Raw genomic sequence first — 12252 nt, 5'->3', positions numbered from 1 at the left:
GGAGTTCAACACCCGCAAGCCGATCTTTCAGGATTGGCGCGTCCGCGAAGCCCTGATCCAGGCATTCAACTTCGAATTCATCAATCAGGCGATCACCGGTGGCACCCAGCCGCGCATCACCTCTTACTTCGGCAATTCCTTCCTGGGGATGGAACCAGGCGCGCCCGCAACCGGCCGCACCGCTGAATTGATTGCGCCTTTCAAGGCCGACCTTCTGCCCGGCGCGCTGGAGGGCTACACCCTTCCCGTTTCTGACGGCACCGAAATGAACCGCACCAACCTGCGCACCGCCGCAGCCCTGCTGGAAGAAGCGGGTTGGACCGTAGGCGAAGACGGTGTGCTGAAGAACGCAGAAGGCACGCCCTTCACCTTCGACATCGCCCTTGTTCAGGGCGCAGACGAGGTTGCCTCGATCGCTGCAATCTACATCGAGGCGCTGAAACCGCTTGGCATTACCGCCACCGTTTCCAGCGTCGACAGCGCGCAGTACAAGGAGCGGACCACCAACTACGACTTTGACATGACCCACTATATCCGGTCGTTGTCGCTGTCGCCCGGCAATGAACAGATGCTTTACTGGGGCGCCGCAGGCGTGACCGAACCCGGCACACGCAACTGGATGGGAATGAATTCCCCAGCTGCCGAAGCCATGATCGCGGCAATGCTGGCCGCCCCGGACAAAGAAGAGTTTGCAGCCGCGACACAGGCGCTTGACCGCGTGCTGACCACGGGTAGATATGTGATCCCGATCTGGTATTCTAACGTCTCGCGGCTGGCGCATCGCAAGGAGCTGAAGTTCCCCGACCGACTGCCGCTTTATGGTGACTGGATCGGGTTCCAGCCTGACACCTGGTGGTATCAGGAATAACAAAGACTGAGGGCAAGAGCATGAAGAAAATTATCATTCTGGCGTTGACCCTGGCAGCGCTTGCCGGCTGCAACACCATTGCGGGCGTCGGCGAGGATGTCAGCGCCGGCGCGCGCAAGGTTCAGGATACCTTCTGACCCCTTTGGTGCCCCGGCGAAGGCCAGGGCACCGACGTTTCGCGCACCAAAAGCCCCGGCCCGTGCCGGGACCTTAGGGACTTACCCCCGCCGTTCGGGCACGCGGATCACCGTCACCGAACACGACGCCTCCGCCACCACCTGCGCCGAAACTGACCCCAGATAGCGCCGCGTTGTCGAATGCCCGCGCGCACCCATCAGGATATGGCTGATGTGGTTGCTTGCGGCATAGTCGATGATCGCCTGACCTGGATCAGGGCCCTCCAGGACCGTATGGGTCAACCGCTCCTCCGGCAGATCAATCCCTTCGGCCCAGACGCGCAGCGCCACCAGCCGCAGCACATGCAGGTTGTTGCCCGCATCATCGGTGGCCTGATCGATGCCGATCCGCGCGGTCTTGATGACGTTGACACAGGCGACACGGGCATCGGGCTGGGTCACCAGCATACGCCTCACGGCACTGCGCAACGCCTCCGCCAGCACCTCACCCTCGGGTGAGAGGTCAACCGCAACGCACAGGACCGTCACCGAAGCCAATTGTGACGCTACCGGCAGAGGCGCCGTAAACCGCCGGATCTTGCGCGCAACCCGCCACCGATCGAACACCGTCAACAGGCTATCTTGCCGCAGTTTCATCGCCCGCTTGGTCAGCCGCACTTGCCCCGGATGCGCCAGATCGAACGCCATCTGCGCCGCAGTCTGGGTGCGACGCATCGGGTCCACCTCCAATGCGCGCAAGATGATCTCCTGCAACCATTCCGGTAGATCGTTCCGCAGGGCGCGCGGCGGAACCGGATCGCGCCACAGACGTCTGCGCACCCCCCGCAGCCGTTCTGGCGCCCCGAACGGCAGCCTGCCGGTCGCCAACTGGTAGATCATCGCACCCAGCGCAAACAGATCAGACCGCAGGTCATCGCGGCAGCGCAGATACTGCTCTGGTGCGATGTAGGGAAAGCTTCCCATCGGGATGTTGAATTCCTCGGCCAGCAAGTCCGGCAACTGGTCATGCCGGCTCAGGCCATAGTCGATAAGCACCATCTCGCCGGTGGCACGTTGCAGAAAGTTGTCAGGCTTCAAATCCAGATGGATCACATGCTGCCCGTGAAGATCGGCAACCGCATCAACCATCCGCGCCGCAATCTCAAGCACGTCCGACAACGGCAGAGGCGCGCGCGTGAACACATCCAGCAACGATCCACCCTCGATCCTTTCGGTCACGATGTAAGGCATCACGGCAAAGTCACCCTGACCGATCACCCTTGCCACATGCGGCCCGGACAGCCGGGGCGTGATCATCTGCTCCACCTCGAAGCCCACGATGGTCGGGCCGTCATAACCATCAAGGATGGTCGGCACTTTCATCACCATCGGGATTAGATGATCGGGGTGCGTCACCCCCCAGATCGTGGCAAAGCCGCCGTGATGCAGCCTTTCGCCCAAGGTGAAACCGTCGATCTGCAATCCCTGATGCGGGCGGACGGGCATGCTATTCTCCCCGGATCAGGCGCAGCGCCAGCGCTTCCGGCAGTTTTGCCTCGCGCATCCGCTTCACGGTTCTGGTCGTGTCATACGGAACCCTGCGAAAGGTCAGCTCCTGCGCATCGGTGTCAAGCAGCGCATATCCCGCCTGCGCCACCCCATCGCGTGGCTGCCCCACCGCGCCCACAACCGCCAACCAGCGGCGCGACCGGATCAGCGGCACCGGCGTTGCCATCCGGAACGCCTGCGTCCGCACCACCCCGCCCCAATCGCAACTGGCCAGCAGGGGGATATGGACATGCCCGCACAAAACCACCCTTGCGGCGCAGGCCCTGAAAGACCCGGTTGCCGTGGTGTCCGATGTCACGTAGTTCCACGCCCGCGGATCATTGGCCGAGGCATGCACGAACAGCACCTCGCCTTCGGTTGCAGACATCGGCAACCCGGCCAGAAACGCCCTTTGTGCAGCACTCAACCGGGGCGTTGTCCAGTCGATCACCTTTCTTGCCAGCCCACCCATCGCTTCGCCTGCCCCGGCAGCAGCATTGTCATGGTTGCCACGAACGCACACTGCCCCCGCCGCCACCAGCTCTGCCGCCTTGTCGACGCACCATTCAGGGTCTGGACCATATCCCACGATGTCGCCAAGAATGGCGATCCGATCGGCACCGCGCATCGCGGCATCGGCCAGAACGGCTTCAAACGCCTCGCGGTTGGCATGGATATCGGTCAGCACGGCAAATCTCATCAATGCCTTATCCCATGGCTTGCCCAGTCATCGCTAACGGCAACGCCGCAGCCCCGCCATGCGGCAGATCAAACCGCAAGCACCGCGACCTCTATGCCAGCGAGGTCACCCACAGCACCGTCGCATCTTCGTCCGACAGGCTGATCACATTGTGCCCCATCACCGCATCATAATAGGCACTGTCGCCCCGGCGCAGATCGACCGGCTCGTAGAACTCGGAATACAGCCGGATGACACCGGTCAGGACAAACAGGAACTCCTCGCCGTCATGGCGAACCCAGCCAATGAATTCGGCCAAATCGCGCGCCCGGATCACCGCGCGATACGGCAGCATCTGCTTGCGCGTCAAGTTGCCCGCCAACAATTCGTGCTCATAGGTTATCGTGGCCTGCCGTCCGCCCTCGCCTGCCTTGGTCACAGCCATGCGACCGTTTACCTGCACCTTTGACGGTGGTGTAAACAGCTGCGGCACCGAAACCGCCAACCCCCCGGCCAGCTTTTTCAACGCTTCATAAGTCGGGCTCATCTGTCCGTTTTCGATCTTGGACAATGTGGATCTTGCAAGCCCCGCGCGACCCGCGGCTTCCTCCAGGGTCCAACCCCGGCTGCGGCGCAGATCGCGCACCCGCTCGCCAAGATTGAGGGGCTCGGCATGGGCCTCGCCTCCTGCCTCCCGCGCAATCCGGATCATCGATTTTGGGTCGGTGGATTTCATGCCCGAAGGGTTACGCGACAGTGCCCAAGCTTGCAACTGCCACGCCATCTGGCTACCAAAGCAGATGCTTTCGATCGTCGACACCCGCCCGTTTCCGCCGGTTCCTTCTGTGTTCAACCTCGCACAGCATGTCCTGAGGCGTGGGTTGTCGCATCCCGAAAAGACCGCGCTTGAGGTTCTTTACCCCGACCGAACCGAAGCGTGGACCTATTCCCGCCTGACCGCCGCAATTCTAGGCTGCGGCGGTTGGTTGTTGGCCCGTGGCCTTGCCCCGGGCGACCGCGTTCTCATCCGGCTCAGCAACACAGCCGCATTCCCGATCCTGTATCTCGGTGCAATTGCTGCGGGCCTTGTGCCTGTCGCCACAGCTGCGGCCCTGACGGCGACCGAGATTACCCGCATGGCGGCCCTTGTGCGCCCCCGCATGATCGTGGCCACCCCGGGCATCGCGTTGCCAGCCAGCCCCGCTCCGGTTGTTGCTGCAGACCTTGCGGCTTGGCAGGGATACCCTCGGTGCCCGTTTCATCAAGGCGATCCCAACCGCGAGGCGTATGTCATTTTCACCTCGGGCACCTCTGGCAGCCCGCTTGCCGTGCGCCATGCGCACCGGGCCGTCCTCGCCCGTGCAGCGATGCATGACGGCTGGGAAGGGCTGACGGAAGCAGACCGCCTGCTCCACGCTGGTGCCTTCAACTGGACCTACACCATGGGCACCGGCCTGATCGACCCTTGGACGCTTGGTGCCACTGCCCTGATCCCGGCCACGGGCACTGATCCCGCAGCCCTTCCCAACCTGCTGCACCGTGCCGAGGCCACCATTTTTGCTGCAGCCCCCGGCCTCTACCGCCAGCTTTTGCGCGCTACAATCCCGCCCCTGCCCCACTTGCGGCACGGTCTGTCAGCTGGCGAAACGATGCCAGCCTCGGTACGCACCGCTTGGACCGCAGCAACAGGCACCGAGGTGTACGAGGCGCTTGGTATGACAGAACTCTCGACCTACATCTCCTCCTCCCCGGCGCGACCGTGCTCTGACGGAGCCACCGGATTTGTGCAGAACGGGCGTCATGTAGCACTTCTGGATCACGGTACCCCCGTGCCTCGCGGAACTCCCGGCACCCTTGCCATCCACCGCGACGACCCTGGTCTGACCTTGGGCTACGGAGGCGTTCTGCCGGAAAACGGCGACTGGTTCCTCACCGGCGACATCGCGGTCATGGCCGACAACGGTGCTGTCACATGGCTTTGCCGCGCCGACGACATGATGAACCCAGGCGGCTTTCGCGTGGCCCCGCAAGAGGTGGAATATGCAATGCAACAACTGCAGGGATTAGCGACATGCGCCGCGATCGAGGTGGAAGTGGCCCCCGGCACCCGGATCATCGCGTGCTACTACGAAAGCGACCAGCCAATCGATGCCACCACCCTGCACGATCACGCTAGCGTGCATCTGGCCCGTTGGAAGCAGCCGCGCAGCTATCATCATCTTGACAAACTTCCGCGCACGGCCAATGGCAAGCTGGACCGCCGCACCCTCGCGGCCCTGGCCCGGAAGGAAGGCGCATGATCCGCCTCGACATCTTCTCCGATCCCATCTGCCCATGGTGCTACATCGGCAAAGCGAACCTTGATCGCGCCCTTGAACGCCGCGCGGATCACCCGTTTGCAATCGAATGGCACCCGTTCCAGCTGAACCCCGAAATGGCGCCCGCAGGTGTCGACCGCCGGTCCTACCTTGAGGAAAAGTTTGGCGGCAAGGACAAGGCCATCCAGATCTACGCCCGCGTTGAAGACGCCGCACGCAGTGCCGGGCTGGAGATCGACTTTGCCAACATTTCCCGGGTGCCGAACACCCTTGATGCCCACCGCATGATCCATTGGGCCGGGCTCGAAGGCAAGCAGACCGCGATGGTCAGCGCCCTGTTCCGCGCCTATTGGCGCGACGGGCGCGACATCGGCGATCCCGCCACACTCGCGGCAATTGGCGGCGAGGTCGGCATGGACGCAACCCTTGCGCAGCGCTTGCTTGCCACCGACGCGGACCGTGACGATCTTGCCGCACGCGATCTTGATGCCCGCCGCAAAGGGGTGACCGCCGTTCCGACCTATCTGATTGCGCAGCAATACGTCCTTTCGGGTGCACAGCCGCCCGATCTCTGGGGTCAAGTCATCGAAGAGTTGACCGTGGCTTCCCAACAGCCTTCAGCCTAAAGGGTCCTTCTTTGACCGAAAAACCCATTTCGCAGACCGAATTCATTGCAATCATCGCAATGCTGTTCGCCACCATCGCCATTTCAATCGACGCGATGCTGCCCGCCATGCCAAGCATCGCGGCAAGCCTGTCCCCCGATGCGCCGAACGCGGCGCAGCTTGTGGTGACCAGTTTCGTCTTTGGAATGGGGCTTGGCACCCTGTTCGCAGGGCCTCTTTCAGATGCTTTCGGGCGCAAGCGCGTGATCATGTTCTCCTCCGCCCTGTTTGCGCTTGCCGCCCTTGCATGCTTCTTTGCCCCCACCCTTGAAACCCTGCTGCTGGCAAGGGTCATCCAAGGCATCGGCGCGTCCGGCCCGCGGACTGTGTCGGTCGCAATGGTACGCGACCTCTACAAAGGCCGAGAAATGTCGCGCGTCATCAGTTTTGCGATGATGATCTTCACGCTGGTTCCAGCCATTGCGCCGCTGATGGGCCAAGGCATCATCGCGCTGGCCGGCTGGCGCGCAATTTTCCTCGCCTATATCGCGTTTTCTGCCCTGACGATGATCTGGATGGGCCTGCGCCAGCCTGAAACCCTGGCGGTGCAGGCCCGCCGCCCGCTGGCAATCGCCTCGCTCTGGCAGGCGACACGCGAACTCGCCACCTATCGTGCGGTCGTGGTTTCAACGATGGTGCAGACGGTCACTCTCGCGTCGTTGTTTGCCGCGCTGTCATCGATGCAAAGCATCTTCGAGGTCCGCTTTGACCGCGCAGAAAGCTTTCCGCTGTGGTTTGCGTTCATCGCCCTGGCGTCGATGTCGGGCAGCATTCTCAACACCCGCATCGTGATGGGCCTTGGCATGCGCCGCGTGGTGATCGGGGCCTTTGTCGCGCAAATCCTGGTTACGTCGATCTGTCTTGCCGCAAACTCTTCAGGCGCAATGCCGGAGGGTCTGGCCTTCGCGTCACATATCCTGTGGTCGGTCGGTTTGTTCACCATGATGGGGCTGAGCATGGGCAACCTGAACGCATTGGCCATGGAACCCGTGGGCCATATCGCCGGGCTGGCCGCATCGGTGATCGGTTCGGTTGCGACAGTGGGCAGCGTGCTTTTGGCAATTCCGGTTGGCCTTGCCTTCAATGGAACGACGATCCCGTTGATGACGGGGGTGCTGGTCCTGCTGATCCTGGCGCTATCGCTGATCCGCTTTGGTCTGGCCGAGACTTTGGCCCCGAAAGAGGCTTAGGCCTTTGCTGCCAGCTTTGTGCCGGCCTTGATCACCTCTGCCAGATCGCGCGCAATGTTGAACGCGCCTTTGATCCGGTCAGCCTCGGTCTTCATCTCGCCGGTCAGCACGATCTTGGTGCCGTTCACCCGCGCGGCACCCCCCTGCGCTTTCAGGAAATCGACCAACCCGGCCGGATTGGCAAACTTGTCGTTGTGAAACTGGATCGTGGCACCTTTCGGCCCGGCATCCAGCCGGCTGATCCCGGCCCGCTTGCACATCGCCTTGATCCGCACGATCAGCATCAGGGTATTCACCTCTTTCGGCAACGGCCCGAACCGGTCGATCAATTCGGCCGCAAACCCCTCAAGCTCCACCTTGGTGCCCAGCGATGACAGCCGTCGGTACAGCCCCAGCCGCACGTCCAGATCGATCACATATTCTTCCGGAATCATCACCGGTACGCCCAGGTTCAACTGCGGGCTCCAGCCGTCATCCACCGTGGTCAGCCCCTGCAACTCGCCGGATCTGATCTTGGCAATCGTCTCTTCCAGCATCTGCTGGTACAACTCGTAGCCGACTTCCTTGATATGGCCCGACTGTTCATCGCCCAAAAGATTGCCGGCCCCGCGCAGGTCAAGGTCATGGCTCGCCAGATTGAACCCCGCCCCAAGGCTGTCCAGACTGCCCAGAAGCCGCAACCGTTTGGTCGCCTGCGGGGTCAGCGGCGCGCGAGGCTTGGTGGTCAGATAGGCATAGGCCCGGGTCTTCGACCGGCCCACCCGGCCCCTGATCTGATACAACTGCGACCGCCCGAACATGTCGGCACGATGTACGATCATCGTGTTCGCCGTGGGTATATCCAGACCGGATTCCACAATGCTGGTGTCCAGCAGCACATCGTACTTGCCGTCGTAGAACTGGTTCATCCGGTCATCCAGATCGCCCGCCGCCAATTGCCCATGTGCGATCACGTAACTCACTTCCGGCACATGGGTCTTCAGGAAATCCTCGATCTCGTGGATATCCGAAATCCGTGGCACCACATAGAATGACTGCCCGCCCCGGAACCGTTCCCGCAGCAGCGCTTCGCGGATGGTGATGGTGTCGAACTCGGCCACATAGGTGCGGATCGCCAGCCGGTCCACGGGTGGGGTGGCAATGATCGACAGATCGCGCACCCCGGTCAGGCTTAACTGCAGCGTGCGTGGAATGGGCGTCGCGGTCAGCGTCAGCACATGCACCTCAGACCGCATTTCCTTCAGCCGCTCTTTGTGGGTCACGCCGAAATGCTGTTCTTCATCGATTACCAGCAGACCGATGTTCTTGAACTTGATCGACTTCGCCAAAAGCGCGTGGGTGCCCACGACAATATCCACTGTGCCCTGACTGATCGCCTCGCGCGTCGCATTGGCGTCCTTTGCTGAAACAAAGCGGGACAAAGGCTTGATCGATATAGGAAATCCACGAAAACGTTCGGCAAAGCTGCGGTAATGCTGACGCGCCAGCAACGTGGTCGGACAGATCACCGCCACCTGCATGCCCGACAACGCCGCAACAAAAGCCGCGCGCATCGCCACTTCGGTCTTGCCAAAGCCCACGTCGCCCACGATCAGCCGGTCCATCGGGCTGCCCTTTTCAAGATCCGCCGTGACATCCGCGATCGCGGTCAGCTGATCATCGGTTTCCTGATACGGAAACCGCGCCGCGAACGCCTCCCAGATGGAATGCGGCGCCTCCAGAATCGGTGCGTGACGCAGCGCCCGTTCCGCCGCGATCCGCATCAGCCGGTCGGCGATTTCCTTGATGCGTTCCTTCAGCTTGGCCTTCTTGGCCTGCCACGCACCGCCGCCCAGCCGGTCCAGAAGCCCCTCTTCATGGCCATAGCGGCTCAGCAGTTCGATATTCTCGACCGGCAGGTAAAGCTTTGCGTTCTCTGCATATTCCAGCATCACACAGGCATGCGGTGCGCCCAGTGCGGTGATCGTCTCCAACCCCAGATAGCGCCCGACGCCGTGTTCGACATGCACCACCAGATCGCCCGGTGTCAGTGTGTCAACCTCGCGCAGAAAGTTGTCGGCCTTGCGCCGCTTGCGCGGCTTGCCGACCATGCGGTCACCGAGCACGTCCTGTTCGGAAATCACCGTCAGGCCGGGCGCAGTAAATCCTGCTTCCAGCGGCCAGATCATCAAGAACAGATCGCCTTTGCCGTCCGGCACATCGCGGAAGTCCGCAACTTCACGCGCGCCCATCAGCCCCTGATCGGCCAATAGGCCCTTCAGACGTTCCCTTGCCCCCTCGGACCAGCTGGCAACAACCACCTGCCCAGATGCCAGTAGCGCCTTAACATGATCCGTCAAAGCCCCGAAAAGGTTTATCTTTTCCTGCTGGCGCTCAGGTGCGAAACTGCGCCCGATGCGGCCTTGCGCATCCAGGACACCCGGCCCCGGGCTTTGCGGCAGGGGCGATAGCTGCACCACCCGGTGGTCTGCCAGTGCGGCCTCCCACCCGGCGTCGTCCAGATACAGCAACCCCGGCTCCACCGGCTTGTACACGCTATCCAGCCGGCCCTTGGCACCCATCGCTTCGGATCTGGCGTCGTAACTGTCGTCGATCCCCTCCCAGCGCGACAGGCGCGCCGCAGTGACCTGGTCATCCAGCATCACCGATGCCTCAGGCAGATACTCGAAAAACGTCTCCAGCCCGGCGTGAAAGAACGGCAGCCAATGCTCCATCCCCTGATGTTTGCGCCCGGCACTGACCGCCTCGTACAACGGGTCATCCGCGCCCGATGCCCCGAACGCGACGCGGTAGTTCTGGCGAAACCGCGCAATCGCCGCCTCATCCAGGATCACTTCCGACACCGGCGCAAAGTCCACCGATTTCAGCTTTTCCACGGTCCGCTGGGTCTCAGGGTCAAACCGCCGCGCGCCATCCAACACATCGCCGAAGAAGTCGAGCCGGATCGGCCCCCCCGGCCCCGGTGGAAACACATCGACGATCCCGCCGCGCAACGCGTAGTCCCCGGGCTCGGCCACCGTGGACACCGGCGAAAACCCCATGCGCGCCAGAAATCCCTTAAGCCGCGCCTCATCCACCCGGTCGCCAACTCTGGCGCGGAACGAAGACGCGCGCACCACGTCCCGCGCCGGCACCCGCTGCGTGACCGCGTTCAGCGTGGTCAAAACCACAAACGGGCCCGCCAGCCCGTCGGCCAGCAGTGCCAGCGTCGCCATCCGCCGTGCCGAAATGTCCGGGTTCGGGCTGACCCGGTCGTAGGGCAGGCAATCCCAGGCCGGAAACTCAAGCACCACCGCGTCGGGCGCCAGCACGGCCAACGCCGCCCGCATCGCCTCGGCCCGCTTGTCGTCGCGCGCGACATGCATCACCGGGCGGCCCCGCGCCAGTTCACGGGCCACCAGGCGGGCGTCAAACCCCTCGGGCGCACCGCCCAGCATGATACGCTCTGCTGTCATTCTATCCGACTGATTTGTCTGTTGAAGCCGGTCAACGACCGGTCAGTTGAGAATGGAGTTGCTGAGATTTTGCCACATCCCGAACAGCGATGTGATGAAGATCGACACCATCCCCAGCACCTGAAGAAACCGCCGATGGATGCTGAGCCGCCGATACAGCGCTTCGCCACTGTTTTCGCCCGCCTCGATCAACCGCGCACATCGCAGGCTCAGCCAGATCACGATGGTCATCGGGGCCACCAGAAAGAACACCGCCTGCGCGAATTCCACATCATAGTAAAACGACAGAACGCCAAGAACGCTCATCCAGAAGCAGCCAAGCGCCACAATCCACAGTCCGGCTGCCCGCACCACCGCCAACAACCGGCTGGAATAAATCCGCGCCAGCTCCTCGACATCCGCCTGCGCCTGCCCGCCCTCACGGCGCGCCCGCGGCAGCATGTCATAAGGCACGCCCATCACCCAATGGCTGGTCGAAGACCACAGCACTGCAAGCGCAATCCAATACCAGAGATTGGAAAAGGACCGCATGTCGATGATTTCGAAAACCGTAGCAATCAGGTCCACGAAACTGGCCTTCCTTTCCACATTACCTTGCGCCAGATCGCCCCGGACGAACCGAGACCACTCTTGAGGCGCGGCTCTTTCCATGGCAGGCAGAAGGCAAAGTCGCAAGCCCCCGCTTGTTCCGCCAATTCGAGGATATCGCCATGCACCCCACCTTTGCGCCCTTTCCGCTGACCCGCCTGCGTCGGCTGCGTCGCACAGCCGCACTGCGGACGCTGACCCAGGAGACGGTGCTTGGTGTGGGGGATCTGATCTGGCCGGTGTTCGTGCGCGACGGGGTGGGACAGCGCGATCCGATCAAGTCGATGCCTGGCGTCGAACGCCTCTCGGTCGATCTGGTGGTTCAGGCGGCCGAAATGGCTGCCGGTCTGGGGATCCCTGCGATCTGCCTGTTCCCCTACACCGATCCCGCGCTGAAGACCGTGGGTTGCGAAGAGGCATGGAACCCCGACAACCTTGCCAACCGGGCGATCCGTGCAATCAAGGCCGCGGTCCCCGAAATTGCGGTGATGACCGATGTGGCGCTTGATCCCTACAACGCCCTTGGCCATGACGGTCTGGTGCGTGACGGGGTGATCCTGAACGACGAAACCATCGAGGCGCTGGTCAGGATGAGCCTTGCTCAGGCCGAAGCCGGCGCCGATATCCTCGGGCCATCCGACATGATGGATGGGCGGATCGGGGCAATGCGGCGGGCGCTGGAGGCGGGCGGCCACAAGGATGTGGCGATACTCAGCTATGCGGCCAAATATGCCTCCGCCTTTTACGGCCCGTTTCGCGATGCGGTCGGTGCAAGTGGCGCGCTGAAGGGCGACAAGAAGACCTACCAGATGAACCCCGCCAACA

General features: G+C 62.5%; 11 protein-coding genes. 6 read left to right on the top strand and 5 right to left on the bottom strand.

The features are described 5' to 3' along the window. Positions 1-868 (top strand): ABC transporter substrate-binding protein (locus RMO18_RS00265; RefSeq protein ID WP_309663231.1); only part of this gene is annotated, 868 nt, incomplete at its 5' end. Between the two features lie 20 nt (positions 869-888). After that, positions 889-1005 carry a lipoprotein gene (locus tag RMO18_RS00260; RefSeq protein WP_309663230.1) on the top strand — a complete coding sequence of 39 codons (117 nt, stop codon included), beginning with the start codon at positions 889-891 and terminating at the stop codon, positions 1003-1005. A gap of 81 nt (positions 1006-1086) precedes the next feature. Here the strand turns inward: RMO18_RS00260 and RMO18_RS00255 are convergent, their stop codons facing one another. The 3 genes from RMO18_RS00255 to RMO18_RS00245 form a co-directional block, all read right to left on the bottom strand. After that, positions 1087-2490, bottom strand: a complete 1404-nt coding sequence (locus RMO18_RS00255) for a bifunctional serine/threonine-protein kinase/universal stress protein (RefSeq protein WP_309663229.1) — start codon at positions 2488-2490, stop codon at positions 1087-1089. Position 2491: 1 nt separating this feature from the next. Next, complete coding sequence (locus RMO18_RS00250; RefSeq protein ID WP_309663228.1) at positions 2492-3232, bottom strand: metallophosphoesterase family protein; 741 nt, start codon at positions 3230-3232, stop codon at positions 2492-2494. A 91-nt stretch (positions 3233-3323) separates the two neighbouring features. Beyond that, entirely contained in the window at positions 3324-3947 is a 624-nt protein-coding gene (locus RMO18_RS00245) for an XRE family transcriptional regulator (protein WP_309663233.1), read from the bottom strand. Positions 3948-4011: 64 nt separating this feature from the next. Here RMO18_RS00245 and RMO18_RS00240 point away from each other — a divergent pair, with 64 nt between their 5' ends. Genes RMO18_RS00240 through RMO18_RS00230 form a run of 3 tightly spaced genes read left to right on the top strand, consistent with a single transcriptional unit; the run spans position 4012 to position 7384 of the window. Then, the gene (locus tag RMO18_RS00240; protein ID WP_309663227.1) at positions 4012-5511 is read left to right on the top strand and encodes a class I adenylate-forming enzyme family protein; all 1500 of its coding nucleotides are present in this window, start codon (positions 4012-4014) and stop codon (positions 5509-5511) included. Further along, positions 5508-6155, top strand: a complete 648-nt coding sequence (locus tag RMO18_RS00235; RefSeq protein ID WP_309663226.1) for a DsbA family oxidoreductase — start codon at positions 5508-5510, stop codon at positions 6153-6155. Before RMO18_RS00240 ends, RMO18_RS00235 begins: the two co-directional genes overlap by 4 nt. A 59-nt stretch (positions 6156-6214) precedes the next feature. Continuing rightward, positions 6215-7384: an MFS transporter gene (locus tag RMO18_RS00230; protein ID WP_309663232.1), complete on the top strand. Its 1170-nt coding sequence runs from the start codon at positions 6215-6217 to the stop codon at positions 7382-7384. Here RMO18_RS00230 and mfd read toward each other — a convergent pair. Continuing rightward, on the bottom strand, positions 7381-10839 hold the full coding sequence (gene mfd / locus RMO18_RS00225) for a transcription-repair coupling factor (protein WP_309663225.1): 3459 nt from the start codon (positions 10837-10839) through the stop codon (positions 7381-7383). The two genes, RMO18_RS00230 and mfd, sit on opposite strands and share 4 nt — an antisense overlap. A gap of 42 nt (positions 10840-10881) precedes the next feature. After that, the gene (locus RMO18_RS00220) at positions 10882-11406 is read right to left on the bottom strand and encodes a component of SufBCD complex (protein WP_309663224.1); all 525 of its coding nucleotides are present in this window, start codon (positions 11404-11406) and stop codon (positions 10882-10884) included. A 143-nt stretch (positions 11407-11549) separates the two neighbouring features. Here RMO18_RS00220 and hemB point away from each other — a divergent pair. Continuing rightward, a partial coding sequence (gene hemB, locus RMO18_RS00215; RefSeq protein ID WP_309663223.1) for a porphobilinogen synthase occupies positions 11550-12252 on the top strand: 703 nt, incomplete at its 3' end.

It is taken from the genome of Tabrizicola sp. (assembly GCF_031377265.1).
Classification (GTDB): domain Bacteria; phylum Pseudomonadota; class Alphaproteobacteria; order Rhodobacterales; family Rhodobacteraceae; genus JAUYQR01.
Note: the sequence above shows the minus strand (reverse complement) of the source record. Positions and strands in the feature narration are given on the sequence as shown.